This is a genomic window from Leifsonia sp. RCC_180 (assembly GCF_058138205.1).
The window spans coordinates 2,083,350-2,106,686 of record NZ_CP200340.1 but is presented as its reverse complement, the minus strand read 5'-3'; the positions used below and the strand labels follow the sequence as shown (position 1 = coordinate 2,106,686).

The window sequence follows — 23,337 nt, the reverse complement described above, 5'->3', positions numbered from 1 at the left end:
CGGGCAAGGATCGCGCCAGACGCTGGGACACCGAGCGCAAGGATCACGCCATGGCGCTGGCGACCGCCGTTATGCCGAGAACGTGTGCCGGTACTCGGTCGGAGAGGTGCCCAGGATGCGCTGGAAGTGCAGCCGGAGGTTGGCCGCCGTCCCGAGCCCGACCCGGGCCGCGATCTGCTCGACGCCGAGGTCGGAGCGCTCCAGCAGTTCACGCGCGAGGTCGACGCGCGCCCGCAGCACCCACTGCATCGGTGTGTAGCCGGTGTCCTCCACGAACCGCCGCGAGAAGGTCCGGGCGGAGACCTTCGCATTGCGGGCCAGGGTGTCGAGCGTCAGCGGCTCGGCGAGATGCGCGAGCGCCCACTCCCGGGTGTCCGCGAAGAGGTCGCCCAGCGGCTCGGGTACGCTCCGCGGAACGAACTGCGCCTGCCCGCCGCTCCGGTACGGCGCCGCCACCAGGCGGCGCGCCACGTGGTTCGACAGCCCAACGCCGTGGTCGCGCCGCACCAGGTGCAGGCACAGGTCGATGCCGGAGGCGGCGCCCGCCGAGGTGAGGATGTCGCCCTCGTCCACGAAGAGCACGTTCTCATCCACCCGGATCAGCGGGTACCGCTTCGCCAGAGCCCGCGTGTAGTGCCAATGGGTCGTCGCGCGTCTGCCGTCGAGCAGACCGGTCGCGGCGAGGGCGAACGCGCCGGTCGAGATCGCCGCGAGGCGCGCGCCGCGGTCGTGGGCGGCGAGGAGGGCATCCACGACGGCCGGGGGCGGGTCGGTCGTGGCCGGCGTGCGGTAGCCCGGGACGAAGACGGTGTCGGCCTCGGCCAGCGCCTCCAGCCCCTCGGCGACGTGATACGACAGGCCATCTCCGCCGGTGACCAGCCCGGGAGCCGCGCCGCACACACGCACCTCGTAGGGCATGCTCGGCCGGTTCGAGAAGACCTGAGCCGGGATGCCGACGTCGAGGGGCTTCGCGCCCTCCAGTACGAGCACCGCGACGACGTGGTTGCCGGTCACGACCGGGAGGAGACGATCTGCAGAAGCGCCGTCCGCAACGCGGCCGGATCCTCCACGTCGGGAAACACCTCGTCCTCGAGCCCCCGCACACCGGCGAACGCGGAACGCCCGGCGTCCGTGATCGCGAGGACGTGGCGTCTGCGGTCGGCGGGATCCGGGGCGCGAGTGACGAGCCCTTCCCGTTCCAGCCGGTCGACGGTGCGCGACATGGTCTGCGGTTCGACCTGCGCCATCCGCGCCAGGTCCGACTGCGACGTGAAGCCCAGCTCCACGAGGTGCAGCACGATCAGGCCGGCGTGCGTCAGTCCGCGCTGCTCCAGCGCATCCGCCCAGGCGCGCTCGACGGCACGGGATGCGGCCCCGAGCAGGCGGCCGAGCGGCCAGTTCTCGGGGCGGTGCTCGTCCGCCTCCGCCGCATGCCTGTCCATAAGCTCATCGTACGTGCGGCCTGACCCGCGCGCCGAGCCGTGGCGTCAGTCGGTGCCGGAGTCGAACGCGGCTCCCTCGGAGCTGAGGTCGATGTCGCGGGAGAGTTCCGCATCCACCGGCTCGACGCCCTCGAGGATCGCCCGGGCGTGGCCCGGCTCCAGCTCGCCGACGAGGGCTCCCGTCGGCCCGCCGATGAGGCCGGACGCGGCGTACTGCTCGAGCCGTGAGCGGGAGTCCGCGATGTCGAGGTTGCGCATGGTCAGCTGGCCGATGCGGTCGCCCGGACCGAACGCCGAGTTGCCGACGCGCTCCATCGACAGCTTCTCGGGGTGGTAGCTGAGGGCGGGGCCGGTCGTGTCGAGGATCGTGTAGTCGTCGCCGCGGCGGAGGCGGACGGTGACCAAGCCCGTGATCGCGGAGCCGACCCAGCGCTGCAGCGACTCGCGCAGCATCAGCGACTGCGGGTCGAGCCAGCGGCCCTCGTACATGAGCCGGCCGAGGCGGCGACCCTCGTTATGGTAGTTCGCGACCGTGTCCTCATTGTGGATGGCGTTGAGCAGCCGCTCGTAGGCGATGTGCAGCAGGGCCATGCCCGGCGCCTCGTAGATGCCGCGGCTCTTCGCCTCGATGATGCGGTTCTCGATCTGGTCGGACGCGCCGAGGCCGTGCCGGCCGCCGATCGCGTTCGCCTCGAGCACCAGCGCCACCGGGTCGTCGAACTCGACGCCGTTGATCGCGACCGGACGCCCCGAATCGAAGCGCACGGAGACCGTCTCAGGGGTCACCGCGACATCGTCACGCCAGGCGGCGACGCCCATGATCGGGTCGACGATGTCGAGGCCCGCATCCAGCTCTTCGAGCCGCTTCGCCTCGTGGGTCGCGCCCCAGATGTTGGCGTCGGTCGAGTAGGCCTTCTCGCTCGGGTCGCGGTACGGGAAGCCGCGTTCGACGAGCCACTCGCTCATCTCGGTGCGGCCGCCGAGCTCCTCCACGAATGCGGAGTCGAGCCACGGCTTGTAGATGCGGAGCCGTGGGTTGGCGATCAGGCCGTAGCGGTAGAACCGCTCGATGTCGTTGCCCTTGTAGGTAGACCCGTCGCCCCAGATCTCGACGCCGTCGTCCATCATCGCACGCACCAGCATGACGCCGGTGACTGCACGGCCGAGGGGGGTCGTGTTGAAGTAGGTCTTGCCGGCCGAGCGGATGTGGAACGCGCCGCACTGCAGCGCGATCAGGCCCTCCTCGACCAGGGCGCGCTTGGCATCCACCAGGCGGGCGATCTCGGCGCCGTACTCCTGCGCGCGGCCGGGAACGGCGTCGATGTCGGGCTCGTCGTACTGGCCGATGTCGGCGGTGTACGTGCAGGGGATCGCGCCCTTCTCGCGCATCCAGGCGACCGCGCAGGAGGTGTCGAGACCTCCCGAGAACGCGATGCCGACTCGTTCACCGACGGGCAGACTGCTCAGAACCTTGGACACGCCCCCAGCTTACTGGGGCCGGCCGGCTGCGACATTCGGGTCAGCCGCGGCCGTCGGCGGACTGCGGCGGGCACGTTCCGCCGGGGTCCGTGCGCAGCTCGAAGTGCCACGCCTCGTTCGCGTACACCTGGCAGAGTCCCCACTCGTTGCCGAACCGGTTGAGGTAGTCCATCGCGCCGGCGTCGGCGATGTCGACGGCGTCGCCGCGCACGTGCTCGGAGTCGCTGCCGCGCTTCACCCACTTCTCCGCTTCCTCCTCGCTGCCGTATTCGGCGACCGCTTGGGCGAAGAGGTACTCCTGGTAGCGCTCCGAACGCCAGCCGTCAGCGATCGTGAGTGCGGAGCCGGCGCCTTCGGCCTTCATCGCGTCCTGGGCGTCGCGTAGTGCCGAGAGGAGGCCGGGATTCAGCCGGGTGACGGCCGGGAGGCCGGAGTCGAGGGCAAGCGAGGTGCCGTCCGGGATGTACCCATCGTCGTCGGTCAGTGAGGTGCTGCTGCGGGTGGTGCCCGGTCCGTGACCGGGCGCTCCGACGGGGTGCGCTAGAGCGCCGGCGGAGGAGCACCCCGCGAGCGAGGCCGCGAGCAGGACGGAGAGGGCGACGCCGACGAGGCGCGAGCGGTGTGCGTGCATGCTTCCACGCTCGCAGGGGGCTGCCGTCGGCTTCGTCGCCCGGGAGGTGCAATCGCATCCGCCCTGCGACGGACATGCGGCGCCTGCCGCCTCTCCGTCAGTGGCGGTCGCCCAGGCCGGGATGCACGCCGGGGCGGGCGCCCGACGCGGCTACCAGCCGGGCCAAGCTCGAGATCAGGGCCGCCCTCTCGTCGGCGTCGAGCGGTGCGAGCATCGCCTCCTCGAGCTCGTCGGCGATGCGGGCGCCGGTCGCGAGGAGCTCCCGCGCCGACGGGGTGAGGTGGATGGCGTACGCGCGACGGTCGCGCGGGTGGCGGTGCCGCTCCACCAGACCGCGCTCCTCGAGATCGTCCATCATCGCGACCATGGAGTTCCGGTGGAGGTTCAGGGCTGTTGCCAACTCTTGCTGCGTGCGGCCATCCTCGCGCGCCAGCTCGGCCAGCACGCCGAAGCGGTTGGGAGTGATTCCCAGCGGCGCAAGGGCGGCCGTGAACCGCTGCGCGCTGCTGAGGCCCAATTGCGAGAGAAGGAAGGCGGCTCTGCTTTCCAGCGGGCGGGGCGGTGACGCATCCATGGCCCGATGGTACCTGAATGTGATTGCACAGGACTGTGATTATCACTTACTATGCGGGAATGGAACTCATCGTGTTCGGCGCCAGCGGGCGCACCGGCCGGCGCATCGTCGACAAGGCGTTGGCCGACGGCCATCACGTCACCGCGGTCCTCCGGCGTCCCGTAGAGCAGGCCCCGGGCGTCGCCGTGCGGGTCGTCCCCGACCTGGCCGACACCGAAGCCGTCCACGCAGCGATCGCGGGTGCAGACGCGGTGCTCTCGGCGATCGGTCCGCGAAGCCGGAAGGATGCGCCCGTCGCCGCGCCAGCCACCCGGCACCTCCTCGACGCTGGAGCCGGCCGGCTGGTCGTCATCAGCGCGGCGCCGGTCGATCCACCCCCGGTGGACGACTCCTTCATCAGCCGCCGTATCGCATTGCCGCTCGTCGGGCGGATGCTGCGCCCGGTCTACGACGACCTCCGCGACATGGAGGAGGCGCTCGCCGCGTCGTCCAGCGCCTGGACGGCCTTCCGCCCGCCGATGCTGACCGATCGGCCCGCCACCGGCCGCTACCGCACGCGGATCGGCGGTGCCGTGCCGCGCGGATTCACCGTGTCTCGCGCCGACCTCGCCGCCGCCATGCTCGAGGCTCTCCAGCGACCCGAGACGATCCGCGCCGCCGTCGGCATCGCCGGTCCCCGCTGAGGCGGGGCTAGGGGAGGCGCGGGGTGCGCGGCGGCTCGGTGCGGCGGCGACCCGTGGACTCGAATGCGGCCGCCAGCGCCAGCAGGGCAGTGTCGTCATAGGCGCGACCGGCGAACGTGAGGCCGACCGGCATCCCGATGTCGTGCATCGTCCCCATCGGAACCGTGACGGTCGGGATGCCGAGGTGCCGCGGCACGAGATTGCCGTTCGCGACCCACACGCCGTTCCGCCAGCCGAGGTCCGCCGAGGCCGGGTTCACGTCCATGTCGGCCGGGCCGACGTCTGCGACCGCCGGGAAGACGACGGCGTCGAGTCCGAGCCCGTCCATCCACTCCTCCAGGTCGACGCGCCGTGTCTCCTCCAGTCCGCGCAGCCCCTCCTCCAGTTCGGGGATGCTCGCGAGCGTCGTTCCGGGATGCGCGCGCACCCACGCGGGGTAGTCGGCGATGTCGTCCTCGAAGCCGTCGTAGCGGTCCGGAAGCGCGCCCTCCGGCTGCGGGAAGATGCGAGCGCCGTCCACATCCGCAAGCGTGCTGAGGCCGGGGTCGCCGTTGGCGGCGAGGAAGTCGTCCCACGCCCAGGCGGACAGGTCGACGATCTCGCGGCGCAGGTAGCCGGGGCTGACGAGCCCTCGCGTCGCGACGGTCGGGGCGCCCGGCCGGTCACCCTCGTAGTTGGACACCGCAGGGAAGTCGACTTCGACGACCGTGGCGCCGGCCGCCTCCAGCTCGCGGCGAGCCGCCTCCCACAGGGCGATCACGGACGCGCGCGTCTGGATGCGCCGGCCGGTCGGTCCGCCGATCCCCGGGTGCTCCGCGGTCCCGGCCTCCGGGTCGGCATTGATGTACATGCGCGGGATGCCGAACCGGCGGCCTTCCAGAGACGCCGAGCCGGCAAGTGCCGGGTACGAGTCCGGCCGCACCTCCGACGCGCGCGGCAGCCGGATCCACGGCTGCGCACGCCAGAAGTCGCCGCGCGTCTCCGGGTCGTCCGCCACGATGACGTCGAGCACTTCGAGCAGGTCGGCCATCGTGCGCGTGTGCGGCACCACAACATCCATCGTCGGCACCAGCGGCCAGTTGCCGCGCACCGAGATGACGCCGCGGGATGGCGTGTACGCGCAGAGGGCGTTGTTGGATGCGGGGGCTCGCCCCGATGACCACGTCTCCTCGCCGAGGCCGAACGCCGCGAAGCTCGCCGCGGTCGCGGTGCCGGACCCGTTGGACGACCCCGACCCGAACGCGGCCGTCAGGTAGTCACCGTTGTACGGCGACTCGGCGCGGCCGTAGACGCCACGCTGCATGCCGCCGTTCGCCATCGGCGGCATGTTGGTCAGGCCGAGCAGGATGGCCCCGCCCGAGCGCAGGCGCTCGATCGTGAAGGCGTCCCGCTGCGCGACCAGGTGCTCGAACGCGGGGGACCCGGCTGCCGCCGTCAGCCCGCGGGCCAGGTAACTGTCCTTGGCGGTGTACGGGATGCCGTCCAGCGGTCCGAGGGTCTCACCGTGTCGGCGCCGGGCGTCGGAGGCGCTGGCCTCCGACAGCGCGTGCGGGCTGCGTACGACGACCGCGTTGAGCCGAGGACCCGCCGCATCGAAGGCATCGATGCGGGCGACATACGCGTTCACGAGCTCTTCGCTCGTTGTCTCTCCGGACTCCAGCGCTCGCCGGAGGTCGCCGATGGATGCTTCGACGACATCCACAGTCATCGACCCGCCCCCACCGCCGGCTGCTGCTGGGTGATGCAGTGGATGCCGCCGCCGCGCGCGAAGATCGGCCGCGAATCCACCATGGTCACCGTCCGCCCCGGGTAGACGGCCTCCAGGATCTCGGTCGCCGCGGCGTCCGCTCGCTCCTCGCCGAAACCGCACGCCACGATGCCGTCGTTGACCACCAGGTGGTTGACGTAGCTCCAGTCGACGAAGCCCTCCTCGTCGTGGAGCGTCGCGGGCGCCGGGAGCTCGACGATGTCCCACGAGCGGCCGCGCGCATCCGTCGTGCCCGAGAGCAGCGCGTGCAGTTCGCGCGAGACCTCGAAGTCGGGGTGCTCCCGGTTCCGCTGGGTATGAAGGAGGAGCGTGCCGGGGGACGGGATGGTCGCGACGATGTCGACGTGCCCGTTCGTGCCGAAGTCGTCGTAGTCGCGGGTGAGGCCGCGGGGCAGCCAGATCGCGTGGGTGGCGCCGATCGTGCGGGCGAGCTCTGCCTCCACGCGTGCCTTGTCGGCGTAGCGGTTGCGGCGCGGGTCGAGTTGCACGGTCTCGGTGAGGAGCACCGTCCCCTCACCGTCGACGTGGATGCCGCCGCCCTCGTTCACGAGTAGGGAACTGATGAGCTCCGCTCCGGTGCGCTCGGCGACGAAGCGGGCGATCTCGGCCGACTTCTGCCATTCGGCCCACTCGGGGTCGCCCCAGCCGTTGAAGGTCCAGTCGACCGCGCCGAGGACGCCGGGGCGCTCGTCGTCGACCACGAAAGTCGGGCCGAAGTCGCGCATCCAGAATTCGTCGAGGGGGGCCTCCACCTGCTCGATGTGGCTGCCCAGCATGCGGGCCGCACGCTCGCGCTCGCTCGGGTCGACGACCATCGTCAGCGGCTCGTAGTCGGCGACGGCGTGGGCGACGGCCGTCCAGGCGGCGTAGGCCTCTTCGGCCGATGCTGCATCGTCGCCGAGGGTGAGCCCCTCTCGCGGGAACGCCATCCAGGTGCGCTCATGGGGTGCGGTCTCGGCAGGCATGCGCCAGGTCATCGGTGTCCTCCGCGGTCGGCGACGTTTGTTGATCAAATGATCAATATGCGACCGAACGTACCTATACTGGGCGGACGATGTCAAGAGCCGCCCGCCGCCCGCCCGCCGAACGCCGCGCCGAACTGGCGATCGCGGCGCGCGACGTGGCGCTCGCCGACGGGCTCGCCGCGGTCACCCTGCGCGCCGTCGCCGGCCGCGCCGGAGTCGCCCCCGCCCTCGTCGCCCACTACCACCCGGCGATGGACGAGCTGGTCGCCTCGGCGTTCACTTCGGTCGTCGCGGCCGAGTTGGAGGAGGTGCGCACCCTCCTCGCCGCGGCGGACGGCCCGCTTGAGCGCCTCGCGGCCCTGCTGCGCACGCTGCTCGACGGCACGCGGGACGACGTCACGCTGGTCTGGGTGGAGGCGTGGGCGCTCGGCCGCCGAAACGAGGCGCTCGCCGCGGCGGTCCGCGACCAGATGGATGCGTGGCAGGCGCTCATCCTCTCGGTGGTCGACGAAGGTGTGGCCAGCGGCACCTTCCACGCTGAGGACCCGGCGCAGGCGGCCTGGCAACTGCTCGGAATGATCGACGGCCTCAACGCGCAGGCCCTCGTCCGCTGGGGTGCCGGCGGCGACCGCGGCCCGGTCCTCGCGCGTGCCGTCGAGGGCGTCTTGGGCCTCCCACGCGGCTCGCTCGCCACGGCGGCCGCCGAGACGTGAGTAGTCGCGAGAATTCGCGCCGAGTCGCGACGAGATGTCGCAACTCGGCGGCCCTCAGCTGATCCAGGCGAGCAGCTCGGCGCGGAACTCGTCCGGCTTCTCGATGTGCGGGGAGTGGCCGCAGTCCTCGAAGACGACCTCGCGCGTCGCTCCGCCCGCCTCGGCGTAGCGGGCGAGGACCTCCCGCGTCTGGGCGAGCATCGGCTGCGGCGGTGCCACCTCCTCACCCGGCCAGCCCGGGATGACGCCCGCGGCGCCGAGCTGATTGAGGTCGAAGAAGGAGGCGTCGCCGACGATCGCGTCGACGGCCCCGTGGATCCAGAGGATGGGCGGCTTGGCGAGCGCATCCACGATCCCGGCCGTGTTGAAGAACGTGGGCGCCAGCGTGTTCAGGACGCCGCGCGTTCCCGGGCCGAACCCGGGCCAGTGCTCGGACGGCCCTGCGTCTCCGGGGTAGTTGTCCGGTCCGGTCGCGGTGGAGAGCATCGACTCCACCCAGAGGTCCTCGTACTCCGAGACGAAACCGGGGGCGACGTAGGAGGAGCGGTAGACCGCTCGCGGCGAGGTCGGCGACTCTTCGCTGGTGTCGCCGGCAGCGAGCCGCGCCACGAAGTCCGGGTTCGCGCCTCCGCCGCCGGTGCCGGAGGCGTCCACGTTCAGGAGGCTCCCGTCGGCCGCCGTGCCGCCGAAGCCGTACGGCGAGACCGTGGACACCAGGGTCAGGCTCGCCACCAGGTCCGGACGGTCGAGCAGCAGCTGCATCACGACGCCTCCGCCGAGACTCCAGCCGACGATGTGGGATGTGCCGAGGCCCAGTTCGTCCACGACGGCGGCCACGTCGTCGGAGAAGTCGCGGACCCCGCGTGAGCCGTCGACGGGCAGCGTCTCGCTGTCGCCGAACCCGCGGAGGTCGACGGCGAGCGCGCGCACTCCGGCCGGCAGCGAGAGCATGAGCGGCTGCCAGAACAGGGACGACGACACGTTGCCGTGCACGAACAGCACGGTCCGGGTCGGTTCACCCTCGGCCGGGCGTTCGAGCACGTTGGCGGTGTAGCGGGAGGTGCGGACGGCGCGGGCCTCGATGCCGGGCAGCAGCGTTCCAATCATGCGGGTGTCTCCTTCGGGTCGGTGACGGGCGGCTTCAGCAACGGCACGACCTGACGCACTCCTGCGTCGGTCATGACGATCGTGTAGTGGTTGACGTCGCGCGCTTCGTGCGTGCGGATCCCGGGCAGCCGTTCGCGCCACTCGGCGACGACGGCGGGCTCGTAGAGCGGGGCTCCGTCGAGAAGGCCGCGCGGGGCGCGGATGAAGTCGATCGGCACGTCCAGCCTGGGGAGCGCGTCCGCGTACCCGGCCGATCCGTCCAGCTCCAGGGCGTTCACTGAGACGGCCTCCGGATCGGCGCTCGACCGGAGCGCCGACGGCTCGCCCGTGAGATCGTAGGCCACGTATTCGGCGATCGCCGGGTTCCACCATGGGCCGATCGCGGGATGCCGCCGCCAGAACGCCTCGTACTCCTCGGGGGAGGAGAACCGCATCCCGAGCCGTTCGAGCGCGGGTCCGAGCACGACCGCCGGTACGTCCTCGGGCGCCACGCCCTCGGGCGGCGCGATCGGCAGGCCGCCGTCGACGAGCACCAAGCGCTCGACACGCTCGGGATGCCGCTCGGCGAACCGGACGGCGACGAACGCGCCCATCGAGTGCCCGGCGACGACCGCGCGCCCAACGCCCAGCGCATCCAGGACCCGGGCAAGGTCGTCGGCGTGCTGTTCGAGTCCGAACGGCCCCGGGAGTCCTGAGCTGCGGCCGCGCCCTCGGAGGTCCGGCGCGATGATCCGCGTGCCGTACAGCGCTTCGGCCGCGAGGAGCCACGCGCGATGGCTGGCGGTGATGCCGTGCGCGGCGAGGATGGGCGTGCCGCCCGCGTCTGGACTCCAGACGCCGACAGTCAGCTCGCCGCCGTCGATCGGCGCCGTGACGCGCGCGTACGCCGTCACCGGGCGCTCCACCCGCCGTCCATCGTGTAGCTCGCGCCGGTGACCATGCCCGCGTCGTCGCCGCTGAGCCAGAGCGCCAGGCTGGCGACCTCGCCCGGTTCGACCAGCCGCTTGATCGACGCCTCGGTCAGCATCACCTTCTCGACCACCTCGTCCTCCGGGATGCCGTGCAGCCGCGCCTGGTCGGCGATCTGCTTCTCCACCAAGGGTGTGCGGACGTAGCCCGGGTTGATGCAGTTCGAGGTCACGCCGTGCGGTCCGCCCTCCAGCGCCGTCGTCTTCGAGAGCCCCTCGAGGGCGTGCTTGGCGGTGACGTAGGCCGACTTGAACTCGGAGGCACGCAATCCGTGGACGCTGGAGATGTTGACGATCCGGCCGAAACCGCGGTCGTACATCCCGGGCAGCGCGGCGCGGATGAGGAGGAACGGCGCCTCCACCATGATCCGCAGCATCAGCGAGAAGGTCTCCGGCTCGAACTCGGGGATGGCCCGGACGTGCTGGATGCCCGCGTTGTTGACCAGGATGTCGGTCTCGACCGACGCCTCAGCGAGTTCATCCGTCTTCGACAGGTCGACCTCCCACGCGTCGCCGCCGAGCCTGGCAGCGACCGCGCGGGCGCCGTCACCGTCGCGGTCGGCGATCGTGACCCGCGCGCCGGCTGCAGCGAATGCCTCCGCACAGGCCAGCCCGATACCGCTGGCGCCGCCGGTGACCAGCGCGCGCCTCCCGGTCAGATCGGTCATCGTCGACGCTCCTTCCCGCCGGGCCTGCGGCGGCCCTCGCCGCACTCTAACGCCGGGCGCGCCGCCCGGGGAAGGGCGGCGGGGTCATTCGTAGACGAGGCCGATGCGCTCCCGGATGGTGTCCAGCGTTCCCATGATCGCGACCGACTGCGAGAGCGGCAGGCGCACATCCTCTCCGCCGCCCGCGGCGATGAGCCGTTCGATCGCCCGCGCCTGGTACTGCATCCCGCGACCGTCGATGCGGGACTCGTACGTCTCGATCACGTGCCCCTTCGGGTCGACCACGCGGAACGAGGTCGGCGCGTAGAAGGTCGCGTCCAGCTCCACCCGTGCGTCCGTCCCGACGATGGTGGCGCTGTTGTCGCCGGCCGCATCCAGTTCGGTGGTCAGGGCAGCCTGGGCGCCGCTGTCATAGCCGAGCAGGATGGAGGTCTGCCGGTCGACACCGGTCGCGGTCGGCGTCGAGAGGGCGAGCACCTCGCTCGGCGCTCCCAGCACATCCCAGGCGAACGACACCGGGTAGATGCCCAGGTCGAGCAGCGCACCGCCGCCGAGGGTCGGGTCGAGCATCCGTCCGGCGGGGTCGGGATTGGTGAGCTGTGCGTGGTGCGCGACCATCGAGCGCAGCTCGCCCAGGGTGCCGTCGCTGATGATCTCCTGCAGGCGGTCCATGTGCGGCAGCCAGCGCGTCCACATCGCCTCGAGGGCGACCAGACCGCCGGCCTGGGCCGCGTCGGCGATCTGCTGGGCCTCCCGCTCGTTCATGGTGAACGGCTTCTCGACGAGGACGTGCTTGCCTGCGGCGAGGGCGAGCAGCGCGTTCGGCGCGTGCTGGGGATGCGGCGTCGCGACGTAGATCAGGTCGATGTCGGGGTCGGCGACGAGCTCCTCGTAGCTGCCGTGCGACCGGGGCAGCCCGTGCGCCGCCGCGAATCGTGCCGCGGACTCCGGGGTGCGCGAGCCGACGGCGGCGACGGCGTGACCGTCGAGCTGGAGGTCGCGCGTCATGGCGGCGGCGATCCCGCCCGTTCCGAGGATGCCCCATACGGGCGAGGAGGTCGTCATGCGGTCATCGTACCGACGGGCGTCCTCCGTGCCCGCTGCGGCTCACTCTCCGCTCAGCTTGGCTCACTCCCCGTCGCGGTCTACCCGGCGCACGACCAGCGACGCCACCATGCCGTACGCCAGGTGCGGGAGGATGTCGGCCAGCCAGTCCGCCCGGCTCCAGGTGCGGGGGTCGCTGGTCCCCATTCGGGCAAGTGGGACGTCCGAAGCGGCCATCGCCGCGGCTCCCGTCAGCACGCCGGTCAGCACCGGCCCGGCACGCAAACCCGCCCCGCGTGCCAGCGCCAGGGTCACGCCGACCCCCACGCCCGTGAGGATGCCGAGCAGCGCGCCGAGGCCGGAGACGCGGTTCGGGCGCGTCTCCTCGTCGCCGGGGATGTCGACGCCTGCGTCGTCCGCCAGTTTCTCGACCGATCGCTCGGGTGTGGTGCTGACCGGTCGCCCCCGCACCAGCATGTCGAGGTAGGTGACTGCGTTCAGTGCGGTCGTGGCCGCGGCGCCGGCGGCCAGGCCGGCGGACAGCGTCCGTCCGATGCGCAGGTGCGACATGGTGCCTCCCTTTCGGCCGGCGTCCGTCGGCCGGTTGCTGCGATGCTCCCCCCGAATCGAGCCGCGCGACACCCCTCCGCCCGGCTCGCTCGCCGCCTTGAGGCGCTATTCCCGCAGCGTCCCGCGCAGCGTCTCGATGGTGTCGGCCTCGCCCGGATCCTTGTCGTCGCGGTAGCGCTTCACCCGGGCGAAGCGCAGGGCGATGCCTCCCGGGTAGCGGCTGGAGCGCTGTACGCCGTCGATCGCGATCTCGACGACGGTGGTCGGGGCGACCCACACCGTCCCGGCCGTGCGCCGCACCTCGATCTCCTGGTAGTGCTCGGTCTGCCAGGCGAGCAGCTTGTCGGTGAGGCCCTTGAAGGTCTTGCCGACCATGACGAAGCCGCCCGGCTCGCCGTACGCACCCTCCGGGTCGCGAGCACCGAGGTGGATGTTCGACAGCAGTCCCTGGCGCCGCCCCGATCCCCACTCGACTGCGAGCACGACCAGGTCGTACGTGTGCACCGGCTTGACCTTGATCCAGCTGGAACCGCGACGGCCCGCGGCATACGGCGAGTCGATCGCCTTGACGACCACGCCCTCCTGCCCGGCCGCGAGGGCGTCATGCGACACCCGCTCCGCGACCTCGGGATCGGAGGTCACTTCGCCCGGGATGCGGTGTTCGCCGGCGACGCGCTCCAGTTCGGCCAGCCGCGTCGACAGCGGCTCGTCGAGGAGGTCGCGCCCATCCACGTGGAGAACGTCGAAGAACCAGGGATGCAGAACCGCTTCTCTCGCGGCCTCGGCGCCGAAACGGGACATCGTCTCCTGGAATGGCCGTGGCGCGCCGTCCTCGTCGAGCGACAGCGTCTCGCCGTCGAGGATGACATCGCGCACGGGCAGTCTCCGCACCACCTCGACCACCTCCGGCACCCGGTGGGTGATGTCGGCGAGGTTGCGGGTGAAGACGCGCACCTCGTCGCCGTGCCGGTGCGCCTGGATGCGCGCGCCGTCCAGCTTGTACTCGACGGAGGCGGTGCCGGTCGTCGCGAGCGCATCGGACGCGGTCGGTGCGGAGGCGGCCAGCATCGGGAGCACGGGGCGCCCCACCACAAGACCCACCGCATCGAGCTCCCCGGCGGATCCGGTCAGCGCGAGCCGTGCGGTCTCGCCCAGGTCGCCGGACAGCATCGCCGCCCGGCGGACCGCCTCGCCCGTGCGGTCGGATGCGCGGGCGATCGCATCCGTCAGTACGCCCTCGAGGGCCCCGGTGCGCATCTCGCCGAGCAGGACGCGCGCCACGAAGTCCTGCTCGCGGGATGTCGCCCGGGCGGTGAACTCCTGCAAGGCGCGGGTGCGCTCGCCGGCGGAGCCGGAGCCCGACAGTGCGGCGATCCGGTCTAGCAGCGCATCCAGATCGTCCACGGTGAGCGAGGGCTCGGCCGCCGGGGTGGCCATCGCGCCGCTCAGCCCGCGCCAGCCCACGCCGACACGGCCCTGCCGGGCCTTCCCGACGAGGAACCCGACGGCCGGGGCGATCTCCTCCGGCGCCAGCTCGCCGAGCAGCGTGGCGAGCGCGTCGACCTTCGCCAAGCGGGATCGGGTGGCCGTCACGGCCTCCGCCGTGGTCACGAGCGCGTCGAGGAGCACCACCCCATACAACCACCGGCCTCCGACGTTGAACCGACGCTGACGTTACGCTGGCGCGATGAACACCGTCCACAACCTCGATGCCGCCTTCGCCCTCGTCCCCGAGCCGTGGCAGCCGCATCGGCTCACCAGCGTCAACGACTACGACGTGAAGGTGGCGCGGCTGCGCGGCGAGTTCGTCTGGCACGCGCACCCCGACACCGACGAGCTCTTTTTGGTCTTGGAGGGGCGGCTCACCATCCAGCTGCGCGGCGGGGATGTGGAACTCGGCCCGCATGACGTCTTCGTCGTGCCGCGGGGCGTCGAGCACTGCCCGCGCGCGGACGAGGAGGTGCTCGCGGTGCTGTTCGAGCCGCAGGGCACGGTCAACACGGGCGACAACCCGGGGGAGCGGACGACGCAGGTGCGGGAGCTGCCGCAGGACTGAGGCGTCAGCGCGCCGGCGTCCCGGCACGGACGGCGGGCGCCGATCCGCTCGCCTCGCTGAGCGTCTGGCCGGTCGTCTCCGGCGCCATCACCTGCGACACCACAGCGCCGATGACGCAGACCGCCGCAGCGATGACCATGCACCAGCCCGTCCCAATCGTCGAGATCCCCACCGGCAGCAGGAAGGTGCCCGCGGCCGCACCCACGCGGCTCGCGGCGGCCGCGACGCCGACCGCCGAGCTGCGCACCTCTGTCGGCATGATCTCGATGGGGTAGACGGCCGACAGGTTGCCCTGCAGCGCGTTGAAGAAGGCGAACACGGCGAAGCACGCGATGGTGACCCAGACGGGCGCGCCCGACCAGAGGCCGACCACCGCGAGGACCGCGGCCATGATCCAGAAGGGCGGGACGAGCTGCTTGCGCCGGCCGATGTGCTCGATGGTGAGCGCGCCGACGAGTGCGCCGACCGTGGCGAGCCCGTTGACGCCGATGGTGCCCGCCGCCTCGTTGGAGATGCCCAGCGACGTCAGCACCACCGGCGCGAAGGTGAAGATGGCGAAGTAGGGGGCGACATTGCAGGCCCAGAAGACGCAAATGAACAGGAGGCGGCGCAGGTTCTGGCCGCGGAACAGTGCGCGGTAGCCGCCCGTCGCCTCCTGCTCCAGGTCCATCCCCTCCGCGGTGAAGTACTCGGTGCCGAGGTCGCGTTCGACGATGCGGTCGGCCTCCTCCTGCCGGCCGCGGCCGATCAGCCAGCGCGGGGACTCGGGGATGCCCATCCGCACCACCCACGCACCGATAGCGGGGATCACGCTCGTGGCGAGCACCCACCGCCAGTCGAGTCCGAGGCCCACCAGGATGTACGCGACCACCACAGCGACGAGGAACCCGCCGTACCAGCACACCAGCAGCGCGGAGAGCCGCCGGCCGCGGTTGCGGTTGGGCGCGAACTCGGCGAGCATCGCGGCGCCGATGGCGTACTCGGCGCCGATGGCGACGCCCAGCAGAACGCGGACGACGAACAGCTGCCACGGCTCGGTGACGAGAGCCTGGATCACGCCGAGCACGATGAAGCAGGCGATGTCGATGGTGAACATCCGCTGTCGGCCGAAGCGGTCGGTCAGGTAGCCGGCGAGCGGTGCGCCGATGAAGATGCCGATCAGCGACGACGCCCCGATCAGTCCCGCCTCCACCGGCGAGAGGTGCAGTGCCGTCGTGATGGCTGGAAGGACGACGCTCAGGATGCCGAGGTCGAACCCGTCGAGGCCTTCGCCCCAGGCGGCGCTCAGGTTGATGCGGCGGACGAGGGACCTGCGGCGTTGTTCGATGCTCACCGCGCATACGGTTGACGCGAAACCGGCCGGACGGTAGGGGTTGCCTTTTTGCTGCCGGGACGGCACGAATGGTCGTCTCCCTGTTCGTTTCCCGACGCCCGGGTGGCCGCTTTCCGCCCTCGGTGGGGGCGCTCGCGATATCGTCGTGACGACCACACCACTCCGGGAGACGGGCGACGCGGATGCCGAGACAGGAACGCGCCGAGCGCACGCGGTTCGCCATTCTCGACGCTGCGGCGGCGGAGTTCGACGAGCATGGCTACGAGGGCGCTCGGCTGGAGCGGATCGTCGAGCGCACCGGCGCGACCAAGGGTGCGGTGTACTTCCATTTCCGGTCGAAGCTGGACATCGCGCGGGCGCTGGTCGCCGAGAAGTACGGCAATTGGCCGGTGATCATCGACGACGTGATCGCGTCGGGACTCCGGGGGCTCGCCGCCGCAGAGGAGATCACTGTGCGGGTCGGGGCGGTGTTCGCGGCCGATGTCCGCGTGCGTGCAGCGATGAAGCTGACGCAGACGGTGCTGCCGCCGACGGCCGAGGACAACCCGTACGACCGCTGGGCCGCTGTGATCGCCGGGCTCCTGGCGCAGGAGGCGGAGGATAGACACCTCGAGGGCGTGGATGCTCAGGGGCTGGCGGTCGTCGCGGTGCAGACCTTCTTCGGCGCCTATCTGATCGCCGACGAGCTGGGGAGGTTGGATGCGCTTCCCGCCGACATCGCCCGACTCTGGGCGGTTCTCGGAGCCGCTGTGGGCGGCCGCTAGCGCGGACTTGCGACGAAACCGGCGAGTCCGTATGTTTTAAGCGGGGACACCCGCGACGCTCCGCGTCGCGATCCGGGGGGAGTGCGCCCCGTCTCGCTTGTGGGTCGGGGCGTTCCCCCCGCACCTCTCATTCACGACTCCGCGTCCGGCTGGTTCCGGGACGCCCGTCGGCGCAGGACGCGACGGACGACCAGCCAGCCGACCACCAGCCCCACCCCGACGTAGATGACGATGTCGAGGTACTCGGTGTAGCGCTCGACCACGTGATACTGCGTGCCGAGCGCGTATCCGGCGCCGACGAGCAGCATGTTCCAGAGCAGCGTCCCGGCCAGGGTGAACAGCGCGAACCGGCCGAACGGCATCCGCGTCGCCCCCGCGGGCAGCGAGATGAGGCTGCGCATCAGCGGAACGAGCCTCCCGAAGAACACCGCGCCGCGTCCATGGCGCTTCAGCCAGTCGGCGGATTTCGTGAAGTCGTCGGCGTCCACCAGCGGCAGCCGCGCGAGTAGACGCACAGCGCGCTCCTCGCCGAGACGGCGGCCGAGCCAGTACAGGATGGCCGCCCCGGCGAAGCTGCCGAGCGTCGCCGCGAGCACGACGAGCACCACGTTCAGCGACCCCTGGAACGCGAGGAATCCCGCGAACGGCAGGATAACCTCGCTCGGGATGGGCGGGAAGACCACCTCGGCCAGCGCGCACACCCCGACCCCGAACTCGCCCAGGGCGACCATGATGCGGGCCGCGAATCCGGCGATGCCACCGAGATCCTCCGGTGCGGCCGCCCCGGAAGATGCGGCGAGAGCGGGCAGGGCGAGCGTCTGTCCGGTCATGCGATCGACGCTACCCGCGGCGCTTGGGAGCCTCGTGGACGTCGCAGGCGACGATCAGCCGACCCGCACCAGCGTCTGCTGCCACCCGCTCGACCCGTCCGGCGCGATGGGCGCGCGCTTCCGCTCCTGCAGCCGCCCGGCGGCGTCGGTCGCGCGGACGCCCAGCGTGTGCGTGCCGGGTGTCGCATCCCAGTCGAGGGACCACTGCACCCAGGTGTCGGCGTTGATGGGCTTGGAGAGTTTCGCCTCCTGCCAGGCACCGCCGTCGATCTGCACCTCGACGCGCTGGATGCCGACCGTCTGCGCCCAGGCGACGCCGGCGATCATGGTGCGGCCTGCGGCGAGCGCCTTGTCGACGCGTGGCGTGTCGATCCGGCTGGACAGCTTGATCGGCGCCTTCGCGCTGTAGCCGCGCGGGGTCCAGTAGGCCTGGTCGGCGGCGAAGGTCGTGACCTTCAGCTCCGTCAGCCACTTGGTCGCCGAGACGTAGCCGTACAGGCCGGGCACCACCATCCGCACCGGGAAGCCGTGCTCGAGCGGCAGCGGTTCGCCGTTCATCCCGACCGCGAGGATCGCGTCGCGGTTGCGGTCGGTGAGGGCGTCGAGCGGTGTTCCGGCCGTGAACCCGTCGACGCTGCGGGAGAGGACCATGTCGGCTCCGCGCCGCGGACGGGCGAGCGCGAGGATGTCGCGGACCGGGACGCCGAGCCACCGTGCGCTGCCGACGAGGTTGCCGCCCACCTCGTTCGAGACGCAGGTGAGCGTGACCGAGTACTCGTCGAGGCCCATCCGGAGCAGGTCCTGGAAGTCGAGTTCGACCCGCTTCTCGACCAGGCCGTCGATGGTCAGCCGCCAAGTCGAGGGGTCGACCGAGGGCACGGTGAGGGCGGTATCCACCCGATAGAAGTCCTTGTTGGGCGTGAACAGGGGGCTGATGCCGGGGACATCGAGCTCCGCGCCGGCGGGAACCGTGACGCGGGAGGCGGGCGCGGGAAGCCGCAGCGCTGAGCGGACGGCCGCGATGGACGAGGTGGCAGCCGAACCGAGCCGCGAACCGACGCCGGCGACCACAGCCCCGGCCGCGGCGAGGGAGGTGAGCACCAGGAAGCGGCGACGGTCGACTCCTGCGGTCGCGGACTCCACCGAGTCATCCCGCCACCGTCGGAGTCGCGCGATGAGCAGCCGCAGCACGACCGCTCCCGCGATCGCTCCCACTGTGGCGGGCAGGAAGGCGAGCGGGCTCGCCCCGGTGCGGGTCACGGTGGCGACGACTGCAGCGATGCCCGCGACCGCGAAGAGCGCCACGCCGACCCAGCGACGCCACAGTTCCAGCATCCCGGCGACCGCCGCCGCCACGAACACGGCTGCACCCAGCGAGGCGAGCAGGAACAGCTTGTCGTTCGACCCGAAAAGCTGGATGGCGAACTCCTTCGCCCACCGCGGCACGATATCGATGACGAAGGACCCGATCGCGATGATCGGCCCGGCCTCCCGCGCCACCAGCAGTGCGACCAGTTCCGCCGCACCCAGGAAGACTCCGCCACTGACGGCGCCCGCGAGCGCCGCCCAGGCGGCCGTGCCGATTCTCTTCTTCGCTGTCACGTCTCTGAGTTCGTCGCGGAGGGCCGCCGCGGATTGGTCCAATCCGATTCGCTGCCGGGGCCGAACCCCTCATGACCGCCCCAGCAGCGGCCGAACGATCGTCACCATCCCTCGAAGGAGAAGAGAATCATGCGATCCACCGCTCGTCTTGCAGCAGCCGGCCTCCTGGCCGCGGCAGCCCTCGCCCTCACCGCCTGTTCGTCAGGCGCGGGCAACGCCTCGTCGACCGACTCCGGGTCGTCGATGAGCTCATCCAGCCCGTCGGCCTCGAAGTCGATGGATCCGGCCGCGGACCTCGTCGGCCCCGGGTGCGCCGCCTACGCCAAGCAGGTTCCGGACGGCGCCGGCTCGGTCTCCGGTATGGCGGAGGACCCGGTGGCCACCGCCGCCAGCAACAACCCCCTCCTCACGACCCTGGTCGCGGCCGTCTCCGGCAAGCTCAACCCGAACGTGAACCTGGTCGACACGCTGAACGGCGGCGACTTCACCGTGTTCGCCCCGGTCGACGATGCCTTCAAGAAGATCGACCCGGCCACCATCGAGACCCTGAAGACGGATGCGGGCGCCGCGACCCTGACCTCGGTCCTCACCTACCACGTGGTCCCCGGCCAGATCGCGCCGGCGGACATCGACGGAACGCACAAGACCGTCGAGGGCTCCGACCTCACCGTCACCGGCTCCGGCGACTCGCTGAAGGTCAACGACGCCAGCGTCATCTGCGGCGGCGTCAAGACGGCCAACGCGACCGTGTACCTCATCGACTCGGTGCTGATGCCCCCGGCCAAGTAACCCAGGCACCCGCCGATCCGGCGCGGCCGTGCAGCGATCCGCTGCGTGGCCGCGCCGGCTGCGTTTGCGCCCGTAAGCTGCGTCCATGCGAGTGGGCGAGCTACGAGTGGATGCGATCTCCGACGGCGCGTTCGTCGCCCGTCCGAGCTACTTCGGCACGCATGTGCCGGCCTCCGCCCGTCCGGACCTGTTCGACCGGGACGGCGCCGCCTGGCTGCCGATCGGGTGCTTCGTGATCCGCGACGCCGCGGGCGGAGCCGGCGATCCTGTCGTCCTCGTCGACGCCGGGCTCGGTCCAGCCCTAGACCCGATGCCCGATGGGATGTTCCTCGTCGGCGGACAGCTGCTCACCGGCCTCCACGCGCTGGGGGTGCACCCGACCGACATCACCGACGTGGTCGTGACGCACTTCCACATGGATCACGTCGGCTGGCTGTTCGACCTCGACGGCCGCCCGACGTTTCCGAATGCGCGTATCTGGTTCGGCGCGGCCGAGTGGGAGCACTTCGTGGAGGGCCCGGGGGAGATGGCCCCGCACATCCGGTCGGGATTCCGCGCGCTCGAAGGCACCGACCGGCTGCGCCCGCTCCGCTCGGATGCGGACGTCGCGCCGGGTGTCCGCGCCATCCTCGCCCCCGGTCACACACCCGGGCATCTCGCCGTGGTGGCCGAGTCGGGAAGCGAGCGCCTCATCCTTCTCGGAGATGCGATCACGACGCCCGAGCAGGTGGCGGAGGTGGGCTGGCATTCGATGGGCGACGTGGATGCGGCGCTCGCCGAACGCAGCAGGCAGGCGCTCTGGCGGTCCCTCGCCGAGGACGGCGTGCAGGGTGTCGGAGCGCATTTCCCGGCGCTGAGGGCGGGCCGGGTCGTGGACGGTCGGTGGGTGCCGTAGGCGGGAGGACCGACCAGAGTCAGTCGGAGGCTATCCACTGCTCGCCGGGACGGTACGAGCCGAAGCTCCATTCCCGTCCCCCCGGGTCGAGCACACGGGCCCGCCTGCCGCCCCATCCGCTTTCCGTGGGAGGGAGCACTGCCGTGCCGCCCGCGAAGACGGCGCGTGAGTACATCCCGTCGACGTCCTGCGTGACGAGGTAGACGCCGGCGCCGGTGGAGGAGCCGACGAGCGGCGCGATCCGGTACTCCGCGTCGTACGAGGAGAGCATGACGACCGTGTCGGCCCAGCGCAGTTCGGAATGGAGTACCGACCCGTCCGGGCCGACCTGCCGCTGAAGGGTCTCGAAGCCGAGCGCCTCCAGCCACGCGATCACGCCGGCCGCGTCGCGGTAGCTCAGGTAGATCGCTGACGAGATCATGGCGCCTCCTCGGCCGTGACGCTCACGCCTCAGTCGGGCACCGGGTCCGTCGATGGCGACGCGTGGAGGTCAGCGCGGATGCCGTCGAGCACCGCGTGGACGGAGACCCGCTTCGCCTCGGTGTCGACTACGTTCGCGGGGACGGTCACCACCAGTCCCGACTGGTAGAACGCGCGGACGCGGAATCCCCCTGGCCAGGACGTCTCGGTGGCGTTGTCGTTCTCGGTGCCGCCGGACAGCTCGAACCGCAACAGGTCCGCCCTGCTCTCGACGCGTGTGATCACCTGCGCGGCCGTCGTGCCGTCGTCGATGACCTCCGCGGCGACGACCGTGTGTTCGGTGAAGACCCCGACCCGCAGGGTGACGGTGGAGAGGGCGGATGCGGACGCTGCGCCCAGGTAGATGATCCGGTCGTCGCCGATGGCGAGCTCCAGTTGGCGCATGAGGGTCGGATACCAGCCGGGAGCTGCGTCCAAGAGCTCGGTCAGGCCGCGCTCTTCGTCCAGAAGGGCGCGCAACTGAGCCTGGATCGTCGCCGTGTCCGTCATTCGCCGTACCTTCCACGTTCTGGCCGGCGTGGATCGCTCGCCGGTCTCCGGCTCAGCATATCGCTAGCCTGGCTAGAAAACGACGCCGAGAACCACGCGATCAGCGGGATGCGTCCACTTTGTACCGCGCTCCCCGGTGCGTGTCCGGAAGGCGGTCGCCGGCGCCGTGCAGCTTGTTGCGCAGGGTGCCGGGCTCGTACTCCTCGGGGTAGGCGCCGCGCTTCCTCAGCTCGGGGATGACGAACTCGACGATGTCCTCGAAGGTGCCGGGGGTGATGGCGTACGCGAGGTTGAACCCGTCCACGTCGGTGTCCTCCACCCACTCCTGCAGCTGGTCGGCGATCTCCACCGCCGAGCCGACGATGAACGGCCCGAGGCCGCCGATCGCGCCGTTCCGGCCGATATCGCGCACCGTCCACTCGCCGCCATCCGCGTTGGGGAGCTGGAAGTTGGCCACAGCCGACTGGATGGCGTTGCTCTCGACGTTTCCGATGGGCTCGTCGAGGTCGTACTTCGAGAGGTCCACGCCCATCCATCCGGACATGAACACGAGTGCGCCCTCGTCGCTGGTGTACTGCAGGAAGTCCTCGAACTTCGCATGCGCCTTCTCACTGGTCTCGTCGGTGATGATCGTCAGCAGCGTGTAGATGCGCGCCGAGTAGCGGTCGCGGCCCGCCGCCTCCAGCGCGTCGCGGAGCTTGCCGACCGTCGCCTTCAGGCCCTCCTTGGTGGAGGCGGCGACGAAGATCGCCTCGGCGTTCTCGGCCGCGAACGAGATGCCGCGCTTCGACGCGCCCGCCTGGTAGATCACGGGAGTGCGCTGGGGGCTCGGCTCGGAGAGGTGGATGCCCGGCACGGTGAAGTGCTTGCCCTGGTGGCCGATCTCGTGCACCTTCGACGGATCCGTGAAGACGCCGGATTCGCGGTCGCGGATGACCGCGTCGTCCTCCCACGACCCCTCCCACAGCTTGTAGAGCACCTCGAGGTACTCGTCGGCGTGGTCGTAGCGGTCGTCGTGCTGCAGCTGGTCGTCGTGGCCCATGTTGCGTGCGGCGGAAGGCAGGTAGCCGGTGACCACGTTCCAGCCGACCCGGCCGTTCGTCAGGTGGTCGAGCGTCGACATGCGCCGGGCGAACGGGTATGGATGCTCGTAGGCGGTGCCTGCGGTGATCCCGAAGCCCAGGTTCTCGGTCACCAGCGCCATCGCGGAGACCAGCAGGACGGGATCGTTGACCGGAACCTGAGCGCCGTGACGGATGGCGGCCTCGTTGCTGCCGCCGTACACGTCGTAGGTGCCGAGGACATCCGCGATGAAGATGCCGTCGAAGGTGCCGCGCTCGAGGAGCTTCGCCAGCTCCGTCCAGTACGTGAGGTCCTTGTACCGCCACGCTTGGTCCTCCGGGTGACGCCACATGCCGGACGACTGGTGGGCGACGCAGTTCATGTCGAACGCGTTGAAGCGGATCTGCCTGGTCATGGCTCCAGGA

At 71.1% G+C, this 23,337-nt stretch carries 25 protein-coding genes; 6 read left to right on the top strand and 19 right to left on the bottom strand.

Annotated elements, in window-relative coordinates; genetic code table 11:
- Positions 1–69: 69 nt before the first annotated feature.
- The 5 genes from AB7E03_RS10395 to AB7E03_RS10375 form a co-directional block, all read right to left on the bottom strand.
- Entirely contained in the window at positions 70–1,014 is a 945-nt protein-coding gene (locus AB7E03_RS10395) for a GlxA family transcriptional regulator (protein WP_489941341.1), read from the bottom strand.
- Positions 1,011–1,442 (bottom strand): MarR family winged helix-turn-helix transcriptional regulator, encoded by a 432-nt coding sequence (locus tag AB7E03_RS10390; protein WP_489941340.1) that lies wholly within the window; start codon positions 1,440–1,442, stop codon positions 1,011–1,013. The genes AB7E03_RS10395 and AB7E03_RS10390 overlap by 4 nt, the downstream gene beginning before the upstream one ends.
- A gap of 45 nt (positions 1,443–1,487) precedes the next feature.
- Entirely contained in the window at positions 1,488–2,921 is a 1,434-nt protein-coding gene (argG, locus tag AB7E03_RS10385) for an argininosuccinate synthase (RefSeq protein WP_489941339.1), read from the bottom strand.
- 40 nt (positions 2,922–2,961) lie between these two features.
- Positions 2,962–3,552, bottom strand: a complete 591-nt coding sequence (locus tag AB7E03_RS10380) for a M15 family metallopeptidase (RefSeq protein WP_489941338.1) — start codon at positions 3,550–3,552, stop codon at positions 2,962–2,964.
- A 97-nt stretch (positions 3,553–3,649) separates the two neighbouring features.
- The gene (locus AB7E03_RS10375) at positions 3,650–4,126 is read right to left on the bottom strand and encodes a MarR family winged helix-turn-helix transcriptional regulator (protein WP_489941337.1); all 477 of its coding nucleotides are present in this window, start codon (positions 4,124–4,126) and stop codon (positions 3,650–3,652) included.
- Positions 4,127–4,185: 59 nt separating this feature from the next.
- Here AB7E03_RS10375 and AB7E03_RS10370 point away from each other — a divergent pair, with 59 nt between their 5' ends.
- Positions 4,186–4,809 carry an NAD(P)-dependent oxidoreductase gene (locus AB7E03_RS10370; protein ID WP_489941336.1) on the top strand — a complete coding sequence of 208 codons (624 nt, stop codon included), beginning with the start codon at positions 4,186–4,188 and terminating at the stop codon, positions 4,807–4,809.
- 7 nt (positions 4,810–4,816) lie between these two features.
- Here AB7E03_RS10370 and AB7E03_RS10365 read toward each other — a convergent pair whose 3' ends face one another.
- On the bottom strand, positions 4,817–6,517 hold the full coding sequence (locus AB7E03_RS10365; protein ID WP_489941335.1) for an amidase: 1,701 nt from the start codon (positions 6,515–6,517) through the stop codon (positions 4,817–4,819).
- Positions 6,514–7,554 carry an agmatine deiminase family protein gene (locus AB7E03_RS10360; protein ID WP_489941334.1) on the bottom strand — a complete coding sequence of 347 codons (1,041 nt, stop codon included), beginning with the start codon at positions 7,552–7,554 and terminating at the stop codon, positions 6,514–6,516. The genes AB7E03_RS10365 and AB7E03_RS10360 overlap by 4 nt, the downstream gene beginning before the upstream one ends.
- A 77-nt stretch (positions 7,555–7,631) precedes the next feature.
- Here AB7E03_RS10360 and AB7E03_RS10355 point away from each other — a divergent pair, with 77 nt between their 5' ends.
- The gene (locus AB7E03_RS10355; protein ID WP_489941333.1) at positions 7,632–8,255 is read left to right on the top strand and encodes a TetR/AcrR family transcriptional regulator; all 624 of its coding nucleotides are present in this window, start codon (positions 7,632–7,634) and stop codon (positions 8,253–8,255) included.
- A gap of 54 nt (positions 8,256–8,309) precedes the next feature.
- Here AB7E03_RS10355 and AB7E03_RS10350 read toward each other — a convergent pair whose 3' ends face one another.
- The 6 genes from AB7E03_RS10350 to AB7E03_RS10325 all read right to left on the bottom strand — a co-directional run bounded on the left by AB7E03_RS10350 (position 8,310) and on the right by AB7E03_RS10325 (position 14,241).
- Positions 8,310–9,362: an alpha/beta fold hydrolase gene (locus tag AB7E03_RS10350; protein ID WP_489941332.1), complete on the bottom strand. Its 1,053-nt coding sequence runs from the start codon at positions 9,360–9,362 to the stop codon at positions 8,310–8,312.
- Positions 9,359–10,255 carry an alpha/beta fold hydrolase gene (locus AB7E03_RS10345; RefSeq protein ID WP_489941331.1) on the bottom strand — a complete coding sequence of 299 codons (897 nt, stop codon included), beginning with the start codon at positions 10,253–10,255 and terminating at the stop codon, positions 9,359–9,361. The genes AB7E03_RS10350 and AB7E03_RS10345 overlap by 4 nt, the downstream gene beginning before the upstream one ends.
- Positions 10,252–10,998: a 3-hydroxybutyrate dehydrogenase gene (locus tag AB7E03_RS10340; protein ID WP_489941330.1), complete on the bottom strand. Its 747-nt coding sequence runs from the start codon at positions 10,996–10,998 to the stop codon at positions 10,252–10,254. Before AB7E03_RS10340 ends, AB7E03_RS10345 begins: the two co-directional genes overlap by 4 nt.
- An 84-nt stretch (positions 10,999–11,082) precedes the next feature.
- Positions 11,083–12,063, bottom strand: coding sequence for a Gfo/Idh/MocA family protein (locus AB7E03_RS10335; protein ID WP_489941329.1), 981 nt, complete (start codon positions 12,061–12,063; stop codon positions 11,083–11,085).
- A 63-nt stretch (positions 12,064–12,126) separates the two neighbouring features.
- Positions 12,127–12,612 (bottom strand): hypothetical protein, encoded by a 486-nt coding sequence (locus AB7E03_RS10330; RefSeq protein ID WP_489941328.1) that lies wholly within the window; start codon positions 12,610–12,612, stop codon positions 12,127–12,129.
- A gap of 105 nt (positions 12,613–12,717) precedes the next feature.
- On the bottom strand, positions 12,718–14,241 hold the full coding sequence (locus tag AB7E03_RS10325; RefSeq protein WP_489941327.1) for an ATP-dependent DNA ligase: 1,524 nt from the start codon (positions 14,239–14,241) through the stop codon (positions 12,718–12,720).
- 58 nt (positions 14,242–14,299) lie between these two features.
- Here AB7E03_RS10325 and AB7E03_RS10320 point away from each other — a divergent pair, with 58 nt between their 5' ends.
- A complete protein-coding gene (locus tag AB7E03_RS10320) occupies positions 14,300–14,668 on the top strand; it encodes a cupin domain-containing protein (protein WP_489941326.1) in 369 nt (122 codons plus the stop codon).
- A gap of 4 nt (positions 14,669–14,672) precedes the next feature.
- Here the strand turns inward: AB7E03_RS10320 and AB7E03_RS10315 are convergent, their stop codons facing one another.
- Positions 14,673–16,001 (bottom strand): MFS transporter, encoded by a 1,329-nt coding sequence (locus AB7E03_RS10315; protein WP_489941325.1) that lies wholly within the window; start codon positions 15,999–16,001, stop codon positions 14,673–14,675.
- A gap of 182 nt (positions 16,002–16,183) precedes the next feature.
- Here AB7E03_RS10315 and AB7E03_RS10310 point away from each other — a divergent pair, with 182 nt between their 5' ends.
- Positions 16,184–16,765 (top strand): TetR family transcriptional regulator, encoded by a 582-nt coding sequence (locus AB7E03_RS10310; protein WP_489941324.1) that lies wholly within the window; start codon positions 16,184–16,186, stop codon positions 16,763–16,765.
- Between the two features lie 131 nt (positions 16,766–16,896).
- Here AB7E03_RS10310 and AB7E03_RS10305 read toward each other — a convergent pair whose 3' ends face one another.
- Positions 16,897–17,595: a DedA family protein gene (locus tag AB7E03_RS10305; protein ID WP_489941323.1), complete on the bottom strand. Its 699-nt coding sequence runs from the start codon at positions 17,593–17,595 to the stop codon at positions 16,897–16,899.
- Between the two features lie 54 nt (positions 17,596–17,649).
- Entirely contained in the window at positions 17,650–19,197 is a 1,548-nt protein-coding gene (locus tag AB7E03_RS10300) for a molybdopterin-dependent oxidoreductase (protein WP_489941322.1), read from the bottom strand.
- Between the two features lie 129 nt (positions 19,198–19,326).
- Between AB7E03_RS10300 and AB7E03_RS10295 the strand changes: the two genes are divergently transcribed.
- A complete protein-coding gene (locus AB7E03_RS10295) occupies positions 19,327–19,986 on the top strand; it encodes a fasciclin domain-containing protein (protein ID WP_489941321.1) in 660 nt (219 codons plus the stop codon).
- 85 nt (positions 19,987–20,071) lie between these two features.
- The gene (locus tag AB7E03_RS10290) at positions 20,072–20,881 is read left to right on the top strand and encodes an MBL fold metallo-hydrolase (RefSeq protein ID WP_489941320.1); all 810 of its coding nucleotides are present in this window, start codon (positions 20,072–20,074) and stop codon (positions 20,879–20,881) included.
- Positions 20,882–20,900: 19 nt separating this feature from the next.
- Here the strand turns inward: AB7E03_RS10290 and AB7E03_RS10285 are convergent, their stop codons facing one another.
- The 3 genes from AB7E03_RS10285 to AB7E03_RS10275 form a co-directional block, all read right to left on the bottom strand.
- On the bottom strand, positions 20,901–21,302 hold the full coding sequence (locus AB7E03_RS10285; protein ID WP_489941319.1) for a VOC family protein: 402 nt from the start codon (positions 21,300–21,302) through the stop codon (positions 20,901–20,903).
- Between the two features lie 29 nt (positions 21,303–21,331).
- Complete coding sequence (locus tag AB7E03_RS10280; RefSeq protein WP_489941318.1) at positions 21,332–21,850, bottom strand: hypothetical protein; 519 nt, start codon at positions 21,848–21,850, stop codon at positions 21,332–21,334.
- A gap of 100 nt (positions 21,851–21,950) precedes the next feature.
- Positions 21,951–23,327, bottom strand: a complete 1,377-nt coding sequence (locus AB7E03_RS10275; protein ID WP_489941317.1) for an LLM class flavin-dependent oxidoreductase — start codon at positions 23,325–23,327, stop codon at positions 21,951–21,953.
- Positions 23,328–23,337: the final 10 nt, after the last annotated feature.